Here is a 23,372-nt window from a genome sequence, read left to right as displayed (position 1 = left end):
AAATGAAGAACGAAACTGTAAATGAACTGATTTTGAATCGTTCCATCCATCGGTTGCTGGGGAGTTTTATGCTTTGCTCTCTTTTGGTCGCCTGTGGAGATATTCCTGCTGAGTCAGTTGCCACGCCTTCAGCTTCAGCAGCTTTTCAAGATCAAATTGATGTTTCAGCAGGTTCCACCGCCCTTTCCGTGCGTAATGCTCTGAACCAGGCCCGCAATGCTTTTTTGCAAATTTCAGGTCGTTTGCAATTTGTTTCTCCAGATCTCGAAGCCTATCAAAATGCGGTGGATAAAGTTTTACCTGCGATGGTGGGGGCCGCCAATACCTTAACCACCGCTACCGCCAGCACTACCGATAATACAACGGATATGGCAGCTTTAAAAGAAGAGTTTCAGCAGCTCTATTCCGATGCCTTGAACCAAATGCTAAATGGAATCAATCTCAATCTTCAGATCTATCAGAATCAGTATGAAACACCGCAATCTTTAAGTTCAGGGGCAACATTGGTTTCAGCTGAAGATGCCTTGAAGAGCTTGTCGAGTATTTTTCAGATTACAGAGGCGACAGAGCGTTATTTAACCGAGTTGGCTGCCTTTGATACGCTCTTTACGCAACAGCAGCCTAAACAGGCTCTTGATGGACTGCGTAATCAGCAAACCGTTGTCATGAATGGTATCTTTAACTTCTCAGCTAAAACCCAAGATACGCAAACGATCAAAAATGCGTATCAAATGGTCGCAAAGAGTATTGTCAACCCTGCGCTTTTAACACAGTTTTCAAATCTTGCGATTCGCGCCTATGGCGAAGAGCAGGTTGCCTATCGCAAAGAGGAAGTCACTCCCAACCAGTCAAATCCCAATCGGGTGGTGATGGTCGTACGTGAAGATGGAGATCATTATCGTTCCTTACAAATTGAAAGTGGCACCCTAAAGAATCAACTGGTTCAAGACTCACGTGGGTTACGCGCTGCTGATTTTCTCAATCAAAGCAATATTGTCGTTGTGACACCCTCTCCCAAGCCCTGAAAAACAATTTCTTACCTTATGCTATAATGCGGTCTAGAGCATATTGAATGGAAACGGCGTATAAGTCATGAAACTCAAAGAAAAATTGGCTGGATTACTTCTCGCTTCGGTGGTTGCTGGTTGCGGCCTTTACACGAATATTCCTGCACAAGTTAAAATTTCTCCTGGAACAAATGGAGGATTGCGTGCTTCCGTGACTTATACGGTTGATCAAAGTCGTATTTCCGCTGAAGTTAAAAATCCCACTTTGGTTCTCGAAGGTGAGCCTGGCAGTATTGGGGTAACCTACGATACGATCAATATTGAATATTTGCCTCAATCTTTAACTCTGAATCCTCGGGTGGTTCGTATCACCGGATCCGTAAGAGTAGGTTCTTCTCATCAGTTTGACAAAGATGGGAAACCGATTCCTGCCAAAGGTGAGGTTGAATTGCCTATTATCAGCTCACATGTGGTTGAATTGGGAAATCCCCTGTCTCAAGGGCGTATCAACAGTCAGATTTCGGCCAAGGTGACGCTTGAGGGTACCGATGATGCCGGTTGGCCTGCCAGCCTGGATGTCTATGTGCCGATTAACTTCTTGTCGAGTGCTTTGGCCCGTTAATTGAATGCCCTTTTCGCTCAAACGGCAACGGGGTCAAGCGTTAGTTGAATACGCTGTGATTGCCGTTGCTGTTGTTTTGGCCTTTGTCTCTGCCAGTTTGCTCATGCAGCAGCTTTTGGCGGCCAGTATGGGGGATACCATGCGCGGCTTTGATACCCCCTCAAAATTACCAGACAAGTCCTTCTTTCCTTAAGGGTTTAATCTTTGTTTATTTTTTCATTAGGAATTTGTAGCAATCTTAGTGAGAACCTTTCGCTAATATCTTGACGTTGTCTCTGGGATCCCTTAATATACAGTTTGTTCATTCCGGCATAGCTCAATGGTAGAGCAATCGGCTGTTAACCGATCGGTTGTAGGTTCGAGTCCTACTGCCGGAGCTTTTTATTTTTTACTCTGGACATTTTGTTCCGCCTTTTTCCCTTTTATTCAGAACGTCTACTAGACTTTTTTCCTTTGCTAGGGTATGATTGACTAACACAAGGACGATGTGACAATGGTAGATGTTCAATATTCCCTGGCAGACGTAGCCAAAATTACAGGCAAAAGTGAAAAGACAATTTCTCGCTGGATCAAATCCGGCAAATTGCCTGCTGTTCGCCATGGTACAGGCTACTTAATCAACGAGATAGATATTCCTCTTCGCTTAGATGCATCTATCAGTCGCCATGATTTTATTCAAAAAAGGCTTTTGGTTTCTGCTTCCTCAGAAGTCACAACCGCTTCGGCTGCTCCTGTTTCCAGGGGAGTCGACATAAGTGGACTGATAGATGTTGAAAAAGTGGCAGGATTGATCACCGGTGGACAAGTAGACACTCCCGGAAAAAATCTTGAAAATCTCAGCTTAATGTTGCAAAAACATCAGACTGAACTTGAAAAGATCATTCGTGAACAAAATGAGTTGGCAGAAAAGTATGCGCGTGCAACCTATAAAATAGGACAATTGGAAGAACGCAATCGTCAACTTGAAGAAGTCAATCACCGTCACGAACAGAAATTACAGCTCTTGCCCATGCCTGAACAGTGGACAAATACCCAAAAAGAAATGGGTACTTTACGCGAAGATCTGGTGCAAAAAGAGATTTCTTACCAAACACGGGTCAATCTTTTAGAGCAAGAATTGAAACAGGAAAAAGAAGTCAAATCAAGTTTGGAAAATGCCTTGGAACAGGAAAAAAATAAGAATTTCTGGCAACGTCTGGGTGCACTTTTTAAATAGCTTGTTTAGAAGCGATAGCCCGCTTGAATCCCGTACAAGGTTGAGATTTCCTCTCCAGACTCTGTCAGCAGGCCAAATAGAGAATTGGCAAAAACCACGAACCCCAATTTTAAATTATCAAATCCGTTGTATCCGATATTCAAATTCATTCCATGGGTTTGCAGGCCTAAGTGCAAGGCAAAATCAAAAAAATTACGCGATAGACTGATAAAACCAACAGGTTTAATCGATTGCGTGTCGAGATTTAAATAGCCCCCTACAGCAACAGAGACAGGAACGGCATTGTTTTCTTTAAAGAGTTGAAGTTTTCCACCAAACCCTTGCAGGGTACTGAACTGATCACCCTTTTGTAAAACGGCAGCATAGCCGCCTAAACTCAGGCCCAGATCCAGAAAATTGTAAAATTTTCCCAGGGCAGGCCAGCCATAGTCTACCTCAAGACTCGCAAGACCAGCTCCCATCGCATTGCTGGTGGCGTTGGCTTTGTAGTTTGCTAAACCGAATAATTTGCTTGAGATATTGAAATGTGGACTGATTTCACCTGTTGGGGTTAAAAAGATCGAAGTATCAATACTCTTGGTCTCTAATTGAAAATGGTAGTCATAGGTTTTTCCGGCTTCTAGCTGCAATTTTTGAGAAATTCGTTTAAAACGGGGTTTGTTTAAGAGCAGATCATGAAAACCTTCACTGAGATTGAGAGAGAGCGGACTTTCACCTTTGCTTTCCTGGTTCAAGATGATTTCAGTACTTTCCTCAGATGCATCGATGACCACCTTTGCAAATTTATATGGGGTGATTTTGAGTTGCTGGGCTTCTTGTTTGTCTTTTTCTATCGTCACTGAGGAATTCACTTCAACAGGATGGTTTCCCAGAACCTGAAGCCTATAGGTTTTATTACTTAATTGTTGAAAGGTCACAGGACTGCGGCGAAGAGTGTTTTGGTCCAGTTGAAATGGTACCCCATCGGGTTGGGTTAAAATTTCAAGATCAGCTTTAAAATTTGTATTGCTTTGAAATTCAATCAGATAGCTTCCTGGCGTTTTGAGTAGCTCAAAAGGCAATGAGAGAGGGGTTTGACCTTCATTCTGTTGGTTAATAAATACAGTGACCCCAGACGGATTGCTGGTCAGACGAAGAATCTGATATTCAAAGGTTTTTGATTCGCGTACGCTGATTTGGTGGTCGCCAGTAGGAAGATGTCTGATAAGCAAGGGAGAAACCCCCATGATCTGGCCGTCAATATAAACCGCCATGCCTTCAGGAGTAGTTTCTATATGCAGCTCACCGAGATCTGATAGGGCAGCAAAATCGGCGATATTTTCACTGGCTGAAGCTGGAAGGGCGTTAAAAGTCTTTTGAATGAATTCAGTAAGCTCATTGATTTCGATTGATTTTAATAATTTTTGATTTGATTTAATAATTTTTCCACTGATGCCATCAATAAACTGAATATTAAACCAAAATCCCTGGGATGTTTTCTCGATATGAGTTTGTAAAAATAGATCAATTTTATGTCTATGGCAAAGTTCTGACCAAAGATTGCGCGGATAGGGGTAAGAGAGGGGTTCAGGACTTGCTGCTTTTAAAATTTCAGGGCTTAATCTTTTGAACTGAAACCGCGCACTTTGAGTTTCAGAGAGCCGCTGGGCCCATGTGCTTTCAAGTGCTTGCGAAAGCGGAACGGGTGTTTCAAAATACCAGGGCAAAATGCCGATACGAAGCGGGAAGAGCTGTCGCTTTGGCGATTTTAAAAGAGAAGCCTGCTGGCCGAGAAAAGCGCCTGTTTTTTCTCCTGCGTTTTTGGTTGCGATATTTATTTGTGCGAAAGAAGGGTTAAATGAGAATAAAACAAAAAATAATAGAGTATATTTGAACATTAAACTTTATTTGTTGAGTATTTCTTTTACACACTGAATAACATAGTTCTGATCTTCTTGGCTTAAATCAGGGTAAATGGGAAGTGAGATTAAATTCTGCCCTGCTCGGGTGGCATAGGGTAGTTCTTGCATTGCTTGGGGCATGAGACGCTGATAAAAGGGGTGAAAATGAATCGGGAAATAGTGGACCGCAGAGCCAATACCCCGTTGATGCAGCTGGTCTATCAGTTGATCGCGTGAGATTGAAAGTTTTTGTTCATTTAATTGCAGCATAAACAGATGGTGAGAGTGACGGATATTTGGAATCTCTGTAGGAATATGGACAGGAAGTTCTTGAAGTTCCTTGCGATAGAAGTGGGCACACTGTGCTCTTTTCTCTAAAAAGTCTTCACTTTTTCCCAATTGGACCAAACCCAAGGCTGCTTGAATATCCGTCATATTGTATTTGAAACCAGGTTCTTCCACCAAATAGGTTTTAAACCCGCCTTCAGAAAAACGCTTCCAGGCATCTTTGCTCAGACCGTGCAGAGAAAGTGGGCGCAAACGTTCGTCCCATTCAGGATGATTGGTTGTGAGCATGCCTCCTTCGCCTGTTGTGATATTTTTGTTGGCATAGAAGCTAAAGACGCTCATGTCAGAGATCGCACCGATACGTTGACCGTGGTATTCTGTGCCTGTGGCATGAGCGGCATCTTCAATGACGATGATCTCTTTGCTGCGTGCTAATTCCAGGATGGGTTGCATATCACAGGGTTGACCTGCCAAATGGACTGGAATAATTGCTTTTGTCTTTGCTGATATTTTCTTTTCAATTTCTTTTACAGAGATATTCAGTGTGGCGGGATCAATATCAGCCAGAACGGGAGTGGCTCCACTGCGCACAATCATATTGACCGTTGCAACAAAGGTCAAGGGGGTGGTGATGACTTCGTCGCCAGGTTGAAGATTGAGTGCAATCAAGGCCAAATGCAGGCCTGCAGTACAGGAGTTTAAGGCCAGAGCGTGTTTCGCTGAAGTGTAATCAGCAAAAGCGGTTTCAAACTCTGCAACTTTGGGGCCACGGGTGATCCATCCTGAACGGAGAGTCTCGATCATGGCTGATTCTTCGAGATGGTTAAAACTGTATTTATGAAAGGGAACCTGTCTCTGTTGCATGCAGAATACCTCTGAAGATTGCTAGACTCAGTATATCATTGGCTTGTTCTCACACTTGGAAGTGTATTCTTTTACCGTTAAGTTGCCTCTGGGATAAATTCTTCATTACAATTGAGGTTTAGTAACCTGAACTTTTATTTAAAGCGGTTACAAGTAGGATAAATCATTGAAAATTATTGACCGTTATCTGAGTTCAGAAGTCATACGCCCTTTCCTGATGGTTGTTATTGGCGTGATTGTGATTATGTTGTCTGTGCGTCTGAATGAAGATATGCAACTGATTATTGTGAAAAAAGTGCCTTGGCAACTTGTGCTTAAGATGATTCTTTACAAGATGCCAGAATTTATTGTTCTGAGCTTGCCGATTGCGTTTATGATTGCAACACTCCTCGGTTTGGCCCGTATGTCAAAGGATTTTGAGCTGATTGCTATTCGGGCGACAGGCACAGGAAGCCGCCGCATTATGCGTCCCGTGCTTTTTATTTCCATGCTGGTCAGTGTAATTGCGTTTTATATGAATGAGAAACTGGTGCCTGAGGCGAATTTAAGAAGCAGTGCGACCCGCGAACAAGCTGAAATTTCTATCAAGGGCGATAAGTCTCAACAAACGGGCAATATTCAGTTTAAAGGTGTGGACTCTCGATTTTATACCATTCAAAACTTAAACAAAGCTGAAAAGAAAATGGAAGGCGTTTTAATTTTTGACAGTAATATTGAAAATCAACACCGTTTGATTTCTGCACGTACAGCACATTGGAATGGTACGCGTTGGCTCCTACAGAATGGAGTGATCCAAACCTATGCTTCGGGGCAAAGCAATGCCTTCGTTGAAAAGGAATACACCTTCTCTGAATTGGAAGTCGAAACCAAAATCAAGGTAGAGAATTACCTTGCAGGTGAAATTGAACCCAAACAGATGAGTTCTCAATCTTTACAAGAGCTGATCCTGGCGACCCGTGAAGGGGGGCAGGAAACGCGTGCTTATGAAATTGAGTACCAGGCAAAATTTGCACGTCCCTTTGCCACTTTTTTTGCTGCCATTATTGCTGCTCCAATTGGGCTGAAATTTGCCAGAGGAGGATATATTGGTTTTGCTATCAGTATCATTTTGACCTTTTTCTATTTCGTGGCAGAAACCATGGGCACAGGTTTTGGGAATTTAGGTGTTATTCCTGTTACGCTTGCCGCCTGGCTACCCAATATTATTTTTGGGGTAGTTGGCTTAATCTTTCTGATACAAGTAGACTGATAGTGTTGTGAACTCAATCTTTAAACCGCATGTATTTTTTATTCTTCTCGCAGGCTTTTTGGGGGGCTGCGTTTTTTTGCTGCCTGTTCAAGCTGAAGAATTAAAGGTCAAGTATAAGGCTGATCGGATTGAATATATCAAAGCCGAGAAAGTCTTTCGGCTTTTAGGACATGTTGAAATGCAGGTTCGAGATCTGGTGATTACCAGTGAAAAACTGGATTACGATACGGAAAACAAAACCCTGGCCAGTCAGGTTCCCTTTGAAATTGTTCAGACGACATCTGAGGGTAAGAAGCGGACAATCAAGGGGACAGAATTGCTCTATGATATCCGCTTAAAAAGAGCAGAAGCCAAAAATGTCTATCTTATTATTCCTGCTCAGTCTCCTGGACAAGAAGTTTATGTCCAGGGGGAAAGCATGGTCGCCTATGAGGATGGCAAGCGGGTCGTCTTTTTAAAAGGCTTCTATACCACTTGCAACCATTATGACAAGGAACATCAGTCAAGTAGCCAACAGGTAGAAGACATTCATTCCCTTCAGAATATGCGACGCCAATGGACCCACTATGCAATTGAAGCCGATGTTTTGGATTATTTGGAAGGCGATCGTGTTTTGGCATGGAATGCTCAGATCCTGGCTTTTGAAAAACAGACGTTTTGGTTTCCTTTTTGGTTGATTCCCCTCCAAAGCCCTGAGGGTATCAAAAAGCCGGATATTGATGTCGGACAAAATGCGGTAGAGGGTATTTTTACAAAGTTTAAGGGCTATTACCATTGGAATGATTTTCATGATGGTTATTGGTATGCCACCCTGATGCAAAATAAAGGGGTGGGGCTGGGCTTTCAACATGATTGGGTTGCTTTTCCCAATTCAATCACACGCTTCTATTTTTATGGCCTGCCAGTTACCGCCAATATTCAAGATGTGGCGGGTGCTCTGATTTCTGGGCCCAATGCTGAGGTCAATGACCAGGCCAGTACTCAATTGACAACCCAACAGACGAGCAGTGTTACTTGGTTGGATCAAGTCGCCAATTGGGGTAGAAATAAATTTCAGGACCATGATCTGGAGTTTCGCCACAAGCAGAAATTATTGCCCTATACCGAACTTGAACTGAGTTTTAAAGATAAGGATTTTTACAATACTTCAGCTTATCAGGCTACCAGAAATCCAAGTCAAAGCTTTGAGTTTCGCCTGACGGATAATCAGCTGTTTTTACTGGATCCGAGCAGTGAACTGAAGGTCAACAGCAATTTAAGTCTCAATCAATCAGTCAATGGTCCCTTGGATATTCGTTATCAGGTGAATGGCCAAAATATTACACGTACTGTAACAAAAGGTATTTCAGGAACACAAAACCGGACCGCCAGTGTGAGTGCGGTCTTGGGAAACAGCAATTTAAATTTGCGAACCAATTGGAGTGAAAATAATAACTCCAGCCGAACCCAAATCTTTGAAAATAATGAATTGAAGACTGACCAATCTGCTTCTGCGCCTTCACAAGGAAATGAACTTTGGAATACGACCCTCGATTTGAACTTGCCTTTCAATGATAAGGCAAAGCTCAGCACCAATCTGATTTATAACAGCAATACTTCGGGGATCAGTTCAACCTCTGTGGGAACCTTGATACAAACCTTGCAACCCAGGGTGAATTTAACCCAAAGTCTGGACTGGGGAACCTTCAGCCTGAATTATGAAGATTTCTTTACACTTTCTTCAGATTTACAAGCAGCCAAAAATCAGTCATCGGGTCAAATAAAAAAATTGCCCGAGTTAAATTTGCAGCTAAATCCCTTTTTTCAGGATACCTTTCCAATTCAATTGGAAACCCGAATGGGGCGTTATTTTGATCCCTCAATTCCAGTTCAGGCTTTAACTCAGTATAATTTGACAGAAATTGGCCGAACGCTTTTGCGCTTGTCTTTGGTTTCAAAGGATTTTGATCTGGGCATGGGCATGAAAGCGAATTTTGGTGGAACCAATTTTGAGCAAAGGCTTTATCAAACCCAGGACGCAGAATATATTTTCACAGCCCGTGCCAATCTCAGAAATGAACTTTCTCCTTACTTTATACCCAGCCTGACCTATGAAAGGGCCGTACAGGATCAGGTCAAGAATAATTCGCCTTTTGCTAATTTTGAGCCCTTGCAATTACGTACGATCAACAATTTAAATGCCACCCTCTCATTGGTGAATTTGCCAGAGTTTACCTGGACTTTTAATGGCGGTTACGATTATATCAACCGTCAATACCAGCAAATTCAGAGCAATATTACTTCTCAGATTGGGAACCAGTTTATTTTAAGAGCCCATACGGCCTATACCCCCGTTGCGATCAAAGATTCTGAAGTGGGGGGCTTTCTTAAGGATTCAGATGGTTATGTCTATCGACATGGAGATCCTGTCAATGGTGCGATGATTCCCATTCACCAGGAAGATGTGGGCAGCTTTTCTCTTTTTGGTGGACGTTGGGACAATACAACCTTGGGTATGCGTTGGCGAAGCAGTCAAGAAATTTTTGCAACGGGTGCTCTCAGTACTTTTGGTCTGGAAAGTGGAATCCCCCAGGGAGTCGAATTGGGAGGCGATATTGCCTATGATTTTCATTTGGGACGGATCAATGGCTTAAATGGATCGATGCGCTTTTCTTTTGGCGACAGCTGGCTTTGGCATACTGAGCTGGACTTGGTTTTTTCTGTGCAGCCCACTACGATTCCAGGGAATTTGGAAGAGCTTTTTGCTTTGGTGGTTCCTTTTCGAGTGGTTTTGCGCAAAGATTTACATGATTTTATTTTGACAGCCTCCTGGGATTCCTTTTATCAACAGTTCAATCTGAACCTTTCGCTCTTGGCCTTTCCATTCAGTACCAGCGATATCACAGGCAACTTGGGCTCGCTTAATCAGCAGGTCAACAGTTTGGGAGGAGGGTTGCGTTAGTGCCTGAGCCAGAAAAAAAAACGCTGACGCGACGTGATTTTCTCTGGCAAGGATTGTTTTGGGCTGGTTTATGGGCTTCTTTGCTTTCTGTTTTGCGGTATTTGCAGATACCTTCACGGCATTCAGAAATAAAACCTGTTTCTTTGCTTTTCCCTGCTGCGATGGAATTGAATACGGTTCAAGCTTTTCCGGCCTATCAGATTTGGCTGGTGCGCTCACCTGAGGGTTTTTATGCTTTGCGTTCTATTTGCACGCATATGGGCTGTTTGCCGGATTGGAAACCTCAGGCTCAAGAGTTTCACTGCCCCTGTCATCACAGTGTTTTTGATTTGCGTGGATTGCGACAAAGAGGACCTGCCTTGCGTGCTCTTGAAAGACACCGCTTGTTTTGGGGGCCTCAAGGAGAGATTATGTTGGATCGTAGCGTGATCTATCGGCATGAGTTGGAGGGTTGGGCTCAACCCGGTGCTTTATTACCCTTTCAGTCTTAAAACCTTGTGCTGCGATGAGGGTAAGTGCTTCTGAGAGCGGTATAATACCTCGCGGAGATTCAAAGTCCTGGAATAAAAAGTGAAATGTCTAAATTTTAAGGAGTGAGTGAAGATGATTAAAATTGAAAGAATTCAGTCCCGTCAGGTTTTGGATTCAAGAGGAAATCCTACGCTTGAGGTTGATGTCATTGTTTCCGGCGGTGCGGTGGGCCGTGCGATTGTCCCCTCTGGTGCTTCTACTGGTGTGCATGAAGCTTTGGAACTCCGTGATACTGAAGACAAGGCCTATTTGGGAAAAGGGGTCCATCAGGCTGTTCGCAATGTGCATGAGTTAATCGCTCCTCAGTTATTGGGTATGGATCCCATGGACCAGCTCAAGGTTGATCAGCGGATGTTAGATCTTGATGGTACTGAAAACAAATCAAAACTGGGTGCAAACGCTATTTTGGGTGTCTCAATGGCGACGGCCAAAGCTGCAGCTCAGGTTTTGAATTTACCCCTTTACCGGTATTTGGGTGGTTTTACCAGCTGTGTTTTACCCGTTCCTTTTATGAACGTGATCAACGGTGGCGCACATGCGGATAATAATCTGGATATTCAGGAGTTTATGATCGCGCCTGTTGGTGCACAACGTTTTTCAGATGTTTTGCGTATGGGGGTGGAAACTTTTCATGCCTTGAAAAAACTCCTCAAGCAAGATGGACATATTACGGCTGTTGGTGATGAAGGGGGCTTTGCGCCTAATTTTTCTTCTCACCGCCAGGCCCTGGAATATATTTTGAAAGCAATTGAGTCTGCTGGCTATCGCCCTGGAGAAGATGTGTTTTTGGCTTTGGATGTGGCGGCCAGTGAATTTTATAAAGAGGGCAAATACCAATTGAAGGGTGAAGGAAAGACCCTCAATTCAGATGAAATGGTGACTTATCTCAGTCAATTGGCCCAGGATTATCCGATTGTTTCGATTGAAGACGGAATGGCTGAAGATGATTGGGCGGGCTGGAAAACACTGACCCAGAGTTTGGGGCAGAAAATTCAGCTGGTGGGTGACGATCTTTTCGTGACCAATGTCGATCGTCTGAAACAGGGTATTCAGCAAGAGGTTGGCAATTCGATTCTGATCAAGGTGAATCAAGTGGGAACGCTGACAGAAACCTTCCAGGCGATTGAATTGGCGAAACGCTCAGGTTATACCTATATGATTTCACACCGTTCAGGTGAAACTGAAGACACCACCATTGCCGATATTGCCGTAGCCACCAATTCAGGCCAGATTAAGACAGGCTCCGCCTCTCGTACGGATCGCATTGCGAAATACAATCAGCTTTTGCGGATTGAAGAGGATTTGGGTGCGAATGCCATGTTCTGGGGAAAACAAACTTTCAACAGGAAATAAACAGGGTTTAACCTTGTTAAGGTCAGTCTCTCTTTGCTCGGCACGATACTTAGCGTATCGAAGCGTGTGAGGAGAGACTGATGATGCCGAATTTAAAAGAGGTCACCACTCAATTTTTTACCCGACCTGATCCTGCCTATACGGCACCTCCTCTGCCTCAAAATCCTCAAAACCCGATACAGGCTACGGTTCGTCCACAATATCCCCCTGCGCCTAAACTGCAGAAACAAAGCAAACCCACTGAAATTACCATGAGTGATTTCAAATACAATGCCTTCAATATTGATCAACTCAAACTGAATATCACCAGTCGCACAGGCTTTGATGGTGTCAAACCCGATATGATGATTTGGAATTATTATCAATACAATGTTTCTGATCTGCAAGTGAATGCAGATGAAACAGAACTTTCAAATTATCTGAACTGGTCTTTGCAGGAAAAAGGTATTCAAGATGCCAAAGTGGATTTTCATCCCAATGGTAAGGTTTCGCTTTCTGGCAAGTATCCGCTCTTGGGTATTCCGCTGCCTTTTACTGCTGAAGTGAGCCTGACCGTTACACCTCTCAACCAGATTTTGATGACCATTGATGATTTTAAAACAGGTTTTAGCGTGCCTTCAAAATTACGGGATACGCTTTTGGGTCTTTTTATTGAGGATCATGGGAATACCTCTCCTGCAGGACCTCCTCCCCTTTCGCCTTTGGATGCTTTTTCTTTTGCTGATGCCATGAAACGGGTGGGGCCCAATCAAATCATGTTGGACTTCGGCAAAATGAAAGTTCCGATGAATTTACCGATTGCAAAATTAGTGACCACTGAGCAAGGTGTTCAATTGTCTGGTGGAAGCGAAACGCTTAAAACAAAGCCTTAATCATGTTTTTCTGTTTTTGTCCCCTAGATAAAATTCATTTGTCTGGTGTTGGTTAGCTTGTTTTTTTGTTTCTGTCGACTGGTCTTTATTTACGATTTTTTGATTTCATTGGTACTCTTATTTTTTTCCGTGCTTTCTTATCAAATGCTCTCAGGAAGGGTTTTTCCAACTTCAGGATTGCTTCCACTTTATTTTTGTCTCTTGGGAACTTTGGGCTGTTGGGGAGCGCTCGCACTTTATTATTTTATGCATCCAGAAGAATTGTTTTTTTATGCAAACCGTGGCTATTCCAAGCTTTTTTTATGCGGCGCTTCAAGTCTGTTGAATCTCAGCCTGGCGGTCTGTGCCCTTTTTTTGATATATCCCCATCAGCTCGATTATATTCAGTCGTGGCTGCACTATCTGTTTCTTCAAACCGTATCACTTGTGGCCCAGCCTCTTCTGTTCTGGAGCCTAGGCTTCCTGGGGTTGGTGGTGTGTGTTCTGATGGGTATTTCGGTCCTGTCTGCTCCGCTTGAAAAGCCTGAGGAAGCGAACGAAAAGCAATCTTTAAAACTCCAAGTGGACAGTGTTTATCATCATTTTGGCCGTAGAACGGTACTCAAAGGCGCTTGGTTGAAGGTTCAGACGGGCGAAATACTGGGCCTTTTGGGCAGGAATGGGTGTGGTAAAAGTACGCTTTTGAAGATTATTTTGGGGGTTTGCAAACCGGATTCCGGTGTCATTTTGGTCAATGAGCACTTTTTGAAATCTTTGTATCTCAAAAAAGATTGTATTGCCTATCTCCCCCAATCTAGTTTTTTGCCCCGTCAGATGAAACTTAAACGTGTGGTACAGCTTTTTCTTGAGGATTCACAGCGGGCTTTTATTGAGCAGGAACCACGTTTATTGAAGCTCTTGGCACAGCGTGTTTCAGAGCTTTCAGGCGGAGAACGTCGTTTTTTTGAGTTGTGCTTGATTCTGGCTTTGCAAAGGCCCTTTGTACTTTTGGATGAACCCTTCAGTGAACTGGAACCCTTATACAAAAAGAGAGCTCAGGAATTGATTCAATCCGCCTCAGAATATTCAGGAATTATTCTCACCGATCATGATTATCGTCAGATACTCACGATCAGCGAACGTCTGATGTTGATGCGAGCAGGCGAAACGCAGTGGATAAAGTCTGAAGAAGATTTGAAACGCTTTTATTTGCCTGATTAATCGCTTGCTGAATTAAATCAGGGGTCTCCAACTGTACTGGGATTGAGATTCTAAATCTGCATCGCGAATGCCAAAAAGCAAAGTCAGGTTAATGCGACGGTTTTCGTAACCTGGTTTGAATTGCAATTGATCCGAAGCATGAAAAAGGCCCGAGTGAAAAAAAAGCGCACGATTGAAACGGTAGGGAATAGGATAAGCTTTGCAGGGTTTTCCCTTGAGTAAGGTTTCTAACTGATATCTGCGCGGATCCCAGTCTGAAGGTGCCATCACATCATAGACAATCAAGCCCCCTTTTTCGGGTTCCAAATTGGCATGGTCAGGGGTCAGCCAGAAATTGACATTGACGCGCCCGCCGGAATCAGCGTGAATGCCTACACCTGGCGAGTTTTGACTGTATTTATAGGACCACATTAAACTGAGGGGCAAGTCTTGAAGAATCGGTGAGAAAGCGGCGCGAACCTGATCTGCCAGTTGTAGGAGTAAGGGGGCACAGAAGCCATTGGGAAGATAAGACCCGACATAACCTCCTCGCTGGTAATCCCGCCAGAGCGTGGATGCCAAGACAAATTCCCGGATTTGAGTGAGCGCTGGAGCAGCCAAAATCTGATCACAGTAAGCCAAACCGGGTTGATTGTGGTGATAGTTCCAGCAAACTCTGTCGGTATCGAGTGCTGGGTTGATGAGTGGCTCAGGAGATTCAGGCAAGGGTTCTGTATAGAGATTTCTGTTCCAGAAAGGGGCGAGTAATTCCTGCTCTTGAGGGCTTAACCATAAAAGTTCTGTTTCAGAGACATTTTGAAAGCGCTGCAGGAGAGAGGCGTATACCTGCTCCAAGGCGTTTTCGACGGATTGAAATTCATCGGGTAGTTTTTGATTCTTGCGCAGATATTTGATTTGCTCAAGATCATGTTGAAGTTTGTGCAGGGGTACTGCCTCGGGAGGAAATTGTGGACTTTCAAAAAAAGCAACCCGTTCTTCTGAGTTACAGGCATTCCATGGTTTTCCAAACCGTTGCCAATCAGCGGCTTGTAGATAATGAAAAGCGTTAAGATGATCGCGTTGAGCCAAAGCTTGCAGACCCTTTGCTAAAAGTTGTGCTGTATCTTCGGCCATTGCGCTTAAACCGATACGGGTTCTGTAAGAACCAAGGCTTTTTCAATCACGCCCCCGCCCAGCAACATATCGTTTGAATCATAAAAAACCGTGATTTGACCTGGCGAAATGGCGCTTTGGGGGTCATCAAATCTAACGCGTACAGTATCTGGTGCTGTGACTTCAATGGTAGCGGGTACCAACTCTGATCGGTAGCGAATACGAATATGGGCTTTCAATGGTTTTGTGGGGGGATCTATCGCAGACCAATTCAGTCCTGAGGCTTCAAGCCCGTCTGAAAAGGTTTGATCTCGAGGGCCGACAACCACTTCATTTTTTCCCGCATTGATTTTGAGGACGTAAAGTGGTTCTTCATGGGCGATACCCAAACCTTTGCGTTGGCCAATTGTATAATGCACAATTCCCTCATGTGAACCCAGGATGTTTCCGTTTAAATCGACAATATTTCCGTGTCGAATTGATTTTTGGTAATGGTTTTTCCAAAAATCATTGAGACTGTCTCCAACGAAGCAAAGATCTTGGCTGTCTGGCTTGTTCATAATCGGTTCTAATCCCAGTTCTCCAGCCATTTTTCTGGTTTCGGCTTTGCTGAAGTGTCCCAGTGGAAAATGCAGTCGGGAGAGTTGTTCCTGGCTTAAACGATAAAACATATAGGTTTGATCTTTGTGATGATCGAGCCCTCGGTAGAGTTGATAACGTAAATTGTCTGGATCTTGCTCTAAACGTACGTAGTGACCAGTGGCCATTTTATCCACTTCAAGATTTTTTTGTACTGCTTGCCAGAGATGGTGAAACTTCATGCGAAAATTACAGGTGGGACAAGGGTTTGGGGTGCGACCATTCAAATATTCATTGACGAAAGGTGTGACCACTTCTTGGGTGAATTCGGGGATTAAGTTATATACATGGTGTTCAATTCCCAATTGTTTGGTGACCCACTCGGCGTCTTCAATTGCGTCACCAGAACAGCACTTACTCCCGTCCCAAATCAACATGGTTACACCGATCACTTCATGTCCTGCTTTTTTCAGCAATGCAGCAGCAACGGAACTGTCTACTCCACCACTCATACCTACAGCAATGCGCATTCTCTTTATGTTCTCCTTATGATTCAGCTCCCTGACATAAAAAATGAAAAAATGTCTTGAGGAAGGGATCTTGCAGCTTGGATCTTTGGCCTAAATTCAGCCTGTATTTGGGTCTATTTTAACATGGAGCCCCCTTTTTCAGGGGAAAGTCTCCCGCCTGTTCAAGGCTCTTTTATTCAGGATCAGTTTTGTTATACTTGTATCCATGTATCCAATTGAATCAAAACTTAATTTAAACACGGCAGAAGCTCAGCACAATGCTGAAGTTTATCAGAATGCACTGGCAGACCTAAAACAGCATTTACAGAAAGTGCGTTTGGGAGGTTCTGCCGAAGCCCGAAGTAAGCACGAAGAACGCGGCAAACTGTTGGTTCGCGATCGAATTTCACGCCTGTGTGATCCAGGTTCTCCTTTTCTTGAACTCAGCCCGCTGGCTGCTGAGGGGGTTTATGATACGGAGGTTCCAGCCGCAGGGATTGTAACGGGCATTGGCCTTGTTGAAGGCCAGGAAGTCATGATTGTTGCCAATGACGCGACTGTGAAAGGGGGAACCTATTTTCCACTGACGGTAAAAAAGCATTTGCGCGCTCAGGAAATAGCCCTTGAAAATCACTTGCCCTGTATTTACCTTGTGGATTCGGGTGGCGCTTTTCTGCCGATGCAATCAGAGGTTTTTCCTGATAAAGAGCATTTTGGGCGTATTTTTTATATGCAGGCCCAGATGTCAGCCCGAAATATTCCTCAGATTGCAGTTGTGATGGGCTCCTGTACAGCTGGGGGCGCTTATGTTCCTGCTATGTCGGATGAAACGATTATTGTGCGCAATCAGGGAACCATTTTTCTGGGCGGCCCCCCCCTTGTCAAAGCGGCGACCGGTGAGGTGGTTACCGCAGAAGAACTGGGTGGCGCTGATGTTCATTGCCGCTTGTCGGGCGTTGCAGATCATCTGGCGCACGATGATGAAGAGGCGCTTGAGATTGCGCGTCATATTGTTGCGAATCTGAACCGAGTGAAACGTGTCAGTTTGGATGTACATCCTCCGCGTGAACCTTTGTATTCTCCTGATGAACTGTATCGTGTGATTCCCCATGATGATCGTCAGACCTATGATGTGCATGAGGTTTTGGCGCGTTTATTGGATGGCAGTGAGTTTCATGAATTTAAAGCGCTCTATGGCACCACACTGGTCTGTGGTTTTGGTAGGATCATGGGCTATCCCGTAGGTATCATTGCCAATAACGGCATTTTGTTTTCTGAAAGTGCTTTAAAAGGGGCTCACTTTATTGAACTCTGTAGCCAACGTGGCATTCCTTTGGTATTTTTGCAGAATATCGTTGGCTTTATGGTGGGCAAAGACTATGAGCGGGGCGGAATCGCCAAGGATGGAGCTAAGCTCGTTCAAGCTGTTGCTACCACTTCTGTGCCGAAATTTACAGTGATTATTGGTGGCTCTTATGGCGCAGGGAATTATGGCATGTGTGGCCGTGCCTATAGCCCACGTTTTCTCTGGATGTGGCCCCGTGCCCGCATCTCTGTTATGGGAGGTGAACAAGCCGCCAATGTACTTTTGACAGTAAAACGAGATCAGTTACAGGCCAAAGGAAAAGATTTGACAGAGCAGGAACAAGCCGATTTTAAAGCGCCTATTCTTGAGAAATATGCTCGGGAAAGTGATGCTGTCTATGGTTCTGCACGTTTATGGGATGATGGCATTATCGATCCTGCCGATACCCGTACTGTTTTGGGGCTGGCGATCGCCGCTTCACTGAACGCGCCGCCCCAGGAAACTCATTTCAGCGTCTTCAGGATGTAAGTATGATGCGCTCTATCTTCATTTTTCTCGGCTTGGCTTTCTGGTTTCAGAGCGCTGGTTTTGCGCAGAGCAACGCACCTGTTTCAGCCAGCCCTACAGATAAGCCTTTAGAGGAAGTTTTTGATGCACCCGTTTTGAAACTGAGCTCGGATCAAGTTGTTCAAGGACAACTGTGCGCGCTTGAGCTTGAAGCCCCTTGGCGCGAAGGCGTGCAGTATACGCTTGAAGGTCTGGGGCAAAAAATTCCTTTTTATGATCAAGGACCCATTCCGAATAAGTCCCATCATCGTTTTCGGACATTTTTGTCTGTAAAAGCAGATTTGAAACCTGGGGGATACACTTTGTCTGTCAAAGATGAAGAAGGTCATAGGGCGTTGAAAGAGCATCTTGAAGTCAAGCCTGGTAGTTTTTATTCGCAATATATTCGCTTTGTAAGCCCTCCGCTGAAACCTGAGCAACAAAAACAAGTGGCTGAAGAAGACAAATGGGTGGATGCTGTTAAGGATTTGCGAACAGAGCAGGCTTTTTGGAATGGGCCTTTTGTTTTGCCTGTGCCCCACCGTGTCAGTGCTGCCTTTGGTACCCGTCGTTATTTAAACGGTAAATACAATGGCTATCATTCAGGTGTTGATTTTGCCTCACCCATGGGCTATCCCGTCAAAGCTCCGGGGGGAGCGCGTGTGGCTTTGGCCCGCTATTTTTCAAAATACAATTCCAATGGCAATCTTGTCTTTTTAGATCATGGACAGGGGATTACTTCTGTTTATATTCACTTCAGCAAACTGGCCGTCAAAGAGGGGGATAGGGTCAGCAAGGGACAGACCATTGGCTATATTGGCAGTACAGGGCGATCAACAGGTCCACATTTACATTGGGGTTTTTATTTAAATGGCCAGAATGTAGATGGCTTGGCGTGGATTCGTTTTAGTGAGCGCGCATTTCAGTAAGTTTTTGGGCCTGAACTAAACTGGCCTGAATCGCATTCCGTTGCTCAGGTGGAAGGCCTGAGCTTGAAAGATCACGTTGCATATCTGCAATCATACCTGCTACTTGAGAAATATTCTTAAGCGTATCACTGGTTTTGTTTGCTGCTTCGGTAGCCTTGGCCTCGTTGAGTTTTTCTTTCATGCTGTCCAAGCGCGGTCTTTCTTTCTCATAATAGTGACGCATACTGTCTTCCATCTGCTTTCTGGCACGATCCAGAGATTCCTGAAGACCGTCTAAGAGGCTTTGGATATTCTTATTTTCTATTTCGTGAATGAACTCTTGAATTTTTTCAATGTCCTGGGTATTTCCAGAGATAGTAGATTCCCAGTCAGCTCCTTGGTTTTGTGTCTCATGGGGCTCCTGCGGTGCAGGGGGATCTGAGGGCTGTGTATCAAAAGAGACCTGATTGGGAGGGCTTTGGTGGGCTGCCGTTTGATGGTTGATTTCCGTACTGTCGTTGCCCAGTGTTTCTGCGGCATCGGAGGGGGTGTTTGAGGAGGTTTCCGCTTGGGTTTTTGTATTTGAAAGATCGGGGGAGGAGCTGCCAACAGAACTTGAAAGAGGCTGGCCTGAATAATGTGATTTTTGTACAGATGACTCAATTTTCATGGCTCTTGATCCTTTATGATCCTGTTTGTGATCTTGTACCCAAAATTGGGGATCTTTATGCAAGAATTTGAAAATTATACTTTTGAGAGCTGAAGTCTTCCTGAATCGTGCTCAATCGCTTGTCTCGACTCACTTTGAGCTATTGTTAAAAATATTATATGTAGATTAAAATAAAGGATTTCTTCAAAAACAAGATTAAAAGATCGTTTTGCTCAGCAAGTTTTTTGGCGGGCAGGCTATAGATATTATGTAAAGATTAACAATCTTAACCTGAAATTAACTACATAAAATTTCAAAAGCTAAGTTAGATAAATACAAGTTTAGACATATCGTGTGGAGGAAAATATGAGCAGCATCAATAGATTAAATGGCAATAGCGGATTCGATTTTTCCGTTAAGTCTGGCCGTACCCAGAAAGCCAGTGCCGGTGCCAGCGCTGCTCCCAGCAGTGGTGTTCAAGGGGCATCAGCCAAGCCTTCAACAGCTAAAAATGAAGATTCCCTCAGTATCAGTTCTGTCGTAGGCGCTGCCGGTGGTGCAGCTACACAAGTTAGTTTGGGTGGAAGCGCCTCATTGCCTGCCACTGTTGCCGTCAGTGCACTTAAAGGAGCCGCCGCTCAAATGACAAAAGAACAGCGTGATGCGATGACGCTGTCTGAAATGGCCCGTCAGTTGGTCGATGAAATGTTTGCCGCCTAGAGGGTTGCCTGGGGTGAGTGCAAAAGAGAATCCAATCGTTATTGACCTTGACGCAGGCAAATCTGCTGTTGTACAGCAAGTCACCGAAATTTTAAAGAGATATTCAGTATATCTAAAAGAGGGAGATATTTCTCTCTCTTTTATTTTGAGAAAATCGGGTGAAAAAGATCGCGAATTCAATTATAATTTTACCAGGGATGGTTATGACAATTCTGAAAGAGATGTCGTTTTCCCTGTTGTGGTTAAGGAAATTCTCCGCAAAGAACTTCCTGAGAAAATAGCCTCAAATCAGCGTCTGGTCAATCATGTGATGCAGGATCTGAAACGAGATCCTTATTGGTCTACGAATATTATTAAATTGCTTGATGCGATTCAGACGCACAGTCGGTAATCAAGCCGGTATTATCTAACCTGTAGCGAGGGGTAAACTTAGACATGTCAATCATCCCAATTTCAGATTCTGGGCCCATGAAATCAGAAGTTGCCAAGCAACTGGGGCAGACCGTATCCAAAGACAGTACCAATCTGAAAGTGACCCCAGCGCTGGAACAGGTTATTCACCAAACCCCTTATGGCAAAGATGGCATGCTCTTGTCAGCGAAAGATCAATACAATGCCTTGACGACCATTCTGCCAAATGCAGAACTTGAAAAGTCTCGACAACAGCTTAAAAAAGAAAAAAAGAAAAAGAAAAAAGAAAAAGAAAAGCAAAAGAAACAAAATTTTTGGGATTGGCTTTTCTCAAAATAAAAGGTTTCCATTCTTGAAGTATCCCTCCCCTGGCGGAGGGATTTTTTAATAGGTATTAAATACTTTCTCAATTAAGATTTTAAAACTGTATTTTTGTATTAAATAACCATAAAGATCCTGTTTTTTTTGAGTGGATTTTGATCTTCAAAGCCGATAAGGAAACATACGGTAGCGTGTACCAAAATCTGGAGGTCCAGTTATGACGAGTAGTGGTGGGATGACAGGGATTCGTGAAGCCTTACGGGCCACAAATCAGCTAATGAATATTGAAGCGTCTAATTTGACCCGTAGCCAGATTCCCGGCGCGAAAGAAGTTCGTGGTACTTTAACTGGACTGGATGTGATTGATTTTGGCAATGGAAGGCAGGCTTCAGGAGCAGGAACTGCTTTGGGGGCCACAACATCTGATTTTGGTCAGGGTGCACTTCAAAGAACAGGTTTTACGACTGATCTCGCGATCAATGGTCGTGGTTTTTTTATCCTTTTTGACGCGAAGGGTGAGTTTTATTATACCCGCAATGGTGAGTTTCACTTTGATAATACAGGAACACTGGTCAACAGTGATGGTTTAAGTGTTGCCAGTTTTGATCCACAAACAGGAGCCTTGGAAAAAACGACAGTTGAAATCAATCCTGTGGTTTCAGCTTTGGGGCAAAAAATCCTGGATCAATTAAAATCTGGAGGGGCCCAAACAGCTGCCCAAATTTCTACTGCTTTGTCTGAACCTTTGGCAAATGTGACTGCTGAATTGGCTTCTCTGCGTGTTTCCGATTATACGACAGAGTATACCCAGGGTGGAAATACGTTTTTTCAACATAATTTGGGAATCAATGGGGATCAGATAGATTTTGATCGTGATGGGTTTTTGATCAATGAAACCCGTGGTTTGCGTAAAGGCAATCAATTGGCTCTGGCAATATTTCCCAATCTTCAGGGCTTATCCAATTCTCGTTTTGGTGGCATTGTTTATAAAGCAACAGACGCTGCTGCACCTGGTGGTATTCCTGGTGTGGGTGCACCTGGTGATAAGCAGTTGGGCTTGGGGTCGATTGAAAGCCAAACATTGGAGCAATCCAATACTGAGTTACCCAGCAGCATGGGGCTTTTGGGGATGTTACAGCGTACCTTTACCTCCACAACAGCAGCCATGAAAGCATTTTTGTCTGCCTGGGATGATTTAAACAGCGTTTTTAGATAAAAAGCATGTCTGAATTTCTGCCGGCCCTTTTAAGTGGTTTGGCAGTTTTTCTTTTTTTGTGGAGTATCTTTCAAATCCAATCCTTTGAAAAACGACTTCAGGGCCTTTTCTTTTCCTTGGTTTTGGGGTTTCAGGCTGTTTCGATCCAGTGGATCTTTCCGCTTCAGGTGTCTGAGCGGCGCTCAGAGGAGCCTTCTGTACCTGAAGTAAGCAAGGCGCCTGTTTCCTTTGCAAACATGGATTGGTTGGGATGGCAACAGAGCCCTTATCAGTTGCGTCAGAGTGTGACCCAAGAGTATTTGGTCACTATGCGCCAACAGGGTGTTTTTCTTGAGCGGATTCGGAGCCCCAAGGAATTTTCTCCCTGGTCTGTTGCGCTGCTTAAATGTATCGCTGACTTTGAAGGCAAAACAAATAAGCCACAACTTCAAGTTGTGGCTCATCAATGTGTGGCGCAACAAAAATTGCGTGAATTTTTACCGCATTAAAGGCTTACGAGGTAAGCAACCAGATCTTCAAATTCTTTCTCATTCATGGTTGCTTTCAAAGCCGGCATGGCAGGAGGGAATCCTTCTACGACAAAAGTAGTTGGGTTTTCAATGGATTCTTTAATATAGGTTACAGCATCTTTGCCTGTGACACGGGTGGCAGCTGTTTTGCCCAAACCATCCAGTTTAGGCCCTACAGCTCCCGTGGCACCAGCCAATGAGCTGATCGTGTGGCAAGTTGAGCAGGTTTTAGCTTTGAAAACTTCAGCCCCTGCTTTTGCATCTCCTGCAACAGCAAGTTTTGTTTCTTTGTGTTCTTCAGTTTTAGGCGCTGCGTGCTCTTCAGTCTTTGGGGCAGCTTGTTCCTTTGTGGCTGTTGCATGTTCTTCAGTTTTAGGCGCTGCATGTTCTTCAGTTTTGGGGGCGGCTTGTTCGGCTGTGCTTTCATTGTTGCTGCTTTGATGAGCTTCTGTACCATGTTCTCCACCGTGGCCGGAAACAGCCTGGTTTGTAATGATGGAAACAGTGGTAATCATGGCGATCAAAATGGCCAATGAAAAAAATGAAAGAGCGACAACTTTCATTTGATCTGCGGGTTTCATAG

At 44.1% G+C, this 23,372-nt stretch carries 23 protein-coding genes and 1 tRNA gene; 18 read left to right on the top strand and 6 right to left on the bottom strand.

Annotation, left to right across the window (positions count from 1 at the left end; genetic code table 11):
* The first annotated feature begins 2 nt into the window (after positions 1 to 2).
* From COW20_07790 to COW20_07770, 5 genes are all read left to right on the top strand, one after another.
* Positions 3 to 1,025, top strand: a complete 1,023-nt coding sequence (locus tag COW20_07790) for a hypothetical protein (protein PIW49013.1) — start codon at positions 3 to 5, stop codon at positions 1,023 to 1,025.
* A 67-nt stretch (positions 1,026 to 1,092) separates the two neighbouring features.
* Positions 1,093 to 1,629 carry a hypothetical protein gene (locus COW20_07785; GenBank protein PIW49012.1) on the top strand — a complete coding sequence of 179 codons (537 nt, stop codon included), beginning with the start codon at positions 1,093 to 1,095 and terminating at the stop codon, positions 1,627 to 1,629.
* Between the two features lie 4 nt (positions 1,630 to 1,633).
* Positions 1,634 to 1,822: a hypothetical protein gene (locus COW20_07780; protein ID PIW49011.1), complete on the top strand. Its 189-nt coding sequence runs from the start codon at positions 1,634 to 1,636 to the stop codon at positions 1,820 to 1,822.
* Positions 1,823 to 1,934: 112 nt separating this feature from the next.
* Positions 1,935 to 2,006 (top strand) — tRNA-Asn (locus COW20_07775).
* 116 nt (positions 2,007 to 2,122) lie between these two features.
* Positions 2,123 to 2,845 (top strand): hypothetical protein, encoded by a 723-nt coding sequence (locus tag COW20_07770; protein ID PIW49010.1) that lies wholly within the window; start codon positions 2,123 to 2,125, stop codon positions 2,843 to 2,845.
* Between the two features lie 5 nt (positions 2,846 to 2,850).
* Here the strand turns inward: COW20_07770 and COW20_07765 are convergent, their stop codons facing one another.
* Complete coding sequence (locus COW20_07765) at positions 2,851 to 4,722, bottom strand: hypothetical protein (protein ID PIW49009.1); 1,872 nt, start codon at positions 4,720 to 4,722, stop codon at positions 2,851 to 2,853.
* A 6-nt stretch (positions 4,723 to 4,728) separates the two neighbouring features.
* On the bottom strand, positions 4,729 to 5,877 hold the full coding sequence (locus COW20_07760; protein ID PIW49008.1) for a UDP-4-amino-4,6-dideoxy-N-acetyl-beta-L-altrosamine transaminase: 1,149 nt from the start codon (positions 5,875 to 5,877) through the stop codon (positions 4,729 to 4,731).
* Positions 5,878 to 6,043: 166 nt separating this feature from the next.
* Here COW20_07760 and COW20_07755 point away from each other — a divergent pair, with 166 nt between their 5' ends.
* The 6 genes from COW20_07755 (at position 6,044) to COW20_07730 (ending at position 14,023) form a co-directional block, all read left to right on the top strand.
* Positions 6,044 to 7,126 (top strand): hypothetical protein, encoded by a 1,083-nt coding sequence (locus COW20_07755; GenBank protein PIW49007.1) that lies wholly within the window; start codon positions 6,044 to 6,046, stop codon positions 7,124 to 7,126.
* Between the two features lie 7 nt (positions 7,127 to 7,133).
* Entirely contained in the window at positions 7,134 to 10,067 is a 2,934-nt protein-coding gene (locus COW20_07750; GenBank protein PIW49006.1) for a hypothetical protein, read from the top strand.
* Complete coding sequence (locus COW20_07745) at positions 10,067 to 10,558, top strand: hypothetical protein (protein ID PIW49005.1); 492 nt, start codon at positions 10,067 to 10,069, stop codon at positions 10,556 to 10,558. Before COW20_07750 ends, COW20_07745 begins: the two co-directional genes overlap by 1 nt.
* 112 nt (positions 10,559 to 10,670) lie before the next feature.
* Complete coding sequence (locus tag COW20_07740; GenBank protein ID PIW49004.1) at positions 10,671 to 11,951, top strand: phosphopyruvate hydratase; 1,281 nt, start codon at positions 10,671 to 10,673, stop codon at positions 11,949 to 11,951.
* Between the two features lie 80 nt (positions 11,952 to 12,031).
* Positions 12,032 to 12,823 (top strand): hypothetical protein, encoded by a 792-nt coding sequence (locus COW20_07735; GenBank protein PIW49003.1) that lies wholly within the window; start codon positions 12,032 to 12,034, stop codon positions 12,821 to 12,823.
* Positions 12,824 to 12,880: 57 nt separating this feature from the next.
* Positions 12,881 to 14,023, top strand: coding sequence for a hypothetical protein (locus tag COW20_07730; GenBank protein ID PIW49002.1), 1,143 nt, complete (start codon positions 12,881 to 12,883; stop codon positions 14,021 to 14,023).
* 12 nt (positions 14,024 to 14,035) lie between these two features.
* Here the strand turns inward: COW20_07730 and COW20_07725 are convergent, their stop codons facing one another.
* Together COW20_07725 and COW20_07720 are read right to left on the bottom strand one after the other, a co-directional pair.
* Complete coding sequence (locus COW20_07725; GenBank protein PIW49001.1) at positions 14,036 to 15,136, bottom strand: hypothetical protein; 1,101 nt, start codon at positions 15,134 to 15,136, stop codon at positions 14,036 to 14,038.
* Positions 15,137 to 15,141: 5 nt separating this feature from the next.
* Positions 15,142 to 16,224, bottom strand: coding sequence for a tRNA 2-thiouridine(34) synthase MnmA (locus tag COW20_07720; GenBank protein ID PIW49000.1), 1,083 nt, complete (start codon positions 16,222 to 16,224; stop codon positions 15,142 to 15,144).
* A 205-nt stretch (positions 16,225 to 16,429) separates the two neighbouring features.
* On the opposite strand from COW20_07720, the gene COW20_07715 reads away from it, so the two are divergent.
* Both COW20_07715 and COW20_07710 read left to right on the top strand, forming a co-directional pair.
* Positions 16,430 to 18,037: a methylcrotonoyl-CoA carboxylase gene (locus tag COW20_07715; protein ID PIW48999.1), complete on the top strand. Its 1,608-nt coding sequence runs from the start codon at positions 16,430 to 16,432 to the stop codon at positions 18,035 to 18,037.
* Positions 18,038 to 18,039: 2 nt separating this feature from the next.
* Complete coding sequence (locus tag COW20_07710) at positions 18,040 to 18,984, top strand: peptidase (GenBank protein PIW48998.1); 945 nt, start codon at positions 18,040 to 18,042, stop codon at positions 18,982 to 18,984.
* Here the strand turns inward: COW20_07710 and COW20_07705 are convergent.
* Positions 18,962 to 19,696, bottom strand: coding sequence for a hypothetical protein (locus tag COW20_07705; GenBank protein ID PIW48997.1), 735 nt, complete (start codon positions 19,694 to 19,696; stop codon positions 18,962 to 18,964). The two genes, COW20_07710 and COW20_07705, sit on opposite strands and share 23 nt — an antisense overlap.
* Positions 19,697 to 19,978: 282 nt before the next feature.
* On the opposite strand from COW20_07705, the gene COW20_07700 reads away from it, so the two are divergent.
* The 5 genes from COW20_07700 (at position 19,979) to COW20_07680 (ending at position 22,768) form a co-directional block, all read left to right on the top strand.
* Positions 19,979 to 20,332 (top strand): hypothetical protein, encoded by a 354-nt coding sequence (locus COW20_07700; protein ID PIW48996.1) that lies wholly within the window; start codon positions 19,979 to 19,981, stop codon positions 20,330 to 20,332.
* Positions 20,333 to 20,345: 13 nt separating this feature from the next.
* The gene (locus tag COW20_07695; GenBank protein ID PIW48995.1) at positions 20,346 to 20,723 is read left to right on the top strand and encodes a hypothetical protein; all 378 of its coding nucleotides are present in this window, start codon (positions 20,346 to 20,348) and stop codon (positions 20,721 to 20,723) included.
* Between the two features lie 44 nt (positions 20,724 to 20,767).
* Complete coding sequence (locus COW20_07690; GenBank protein PIW48994.1) at positions 20,768 to 21,082, top strand: hypothetical protein; 315 nt, start codon at positions 20,768 to 20,770, stop codon at positions 21,080 to 21,082.
* A 199-nt stretch (positions 21,083 to 21,281) separates the two neighbouring features.
* The gene (locus COW20_07685) at positions 21,282 to 22,280 is read left to right on the top strand and encodes a hypothetical protein (GenBank protein PIW48993.1); all 999 of its coding nucleotides are present in this window, start codon (positions 21,282 to 21,284) and stop codon (positions 22,278 to 22,280) included.
* A gap of 5 nt (positions 22,281 to 22,285) precedes the next feature.
* The gene (locus COW20_07680) at positions 22,286 to 22,768 is read left to right on the top strand and encodes a hypothetical protein (protein PIW48992.1); all 483 of its coding nucleotides are present in this window, start codon (positions 22,286 to 22,288) and stop codon (positions 22,766 to 22,768) included.
* Here COW20_07680 and COW20_07675 read toward each other — a convergent pair.
* The gene (locus COW20_07675; protein ID PIW48991.1) at positions 22,765 to 23,370 is read right to left on the bottom strand and encodes a hypothetical protein; all 606 of its coding nucleotides are present in this window, start codon (positions 23,368 to 23,370) and stop codon (positions 22,765 to 22,767) included. The two genes, COW20_07680 and COW20_07675, sit on opposite strands and share 4 nt — an antisense overlap.
* Between the last annotated feature and the right edge of the window lie 2 nt (positions 23,371 to 23,372).

Source organism: bacterium (Candidatus Blackallbacteria) CG13_big_fil_rev_8_21_14_2_50_49_14 (assembly GCA_002783405.1).
Classification (GTDB): Bacteria; Cyanobacteriota; Sericytochromatia; order UBA7694; family UBA7694.
The sequence above is the reverse complement of the archived record's forward strand: the minus strand, read 5'-3'. Positions and strand labels throughout refer to the sequence as shown.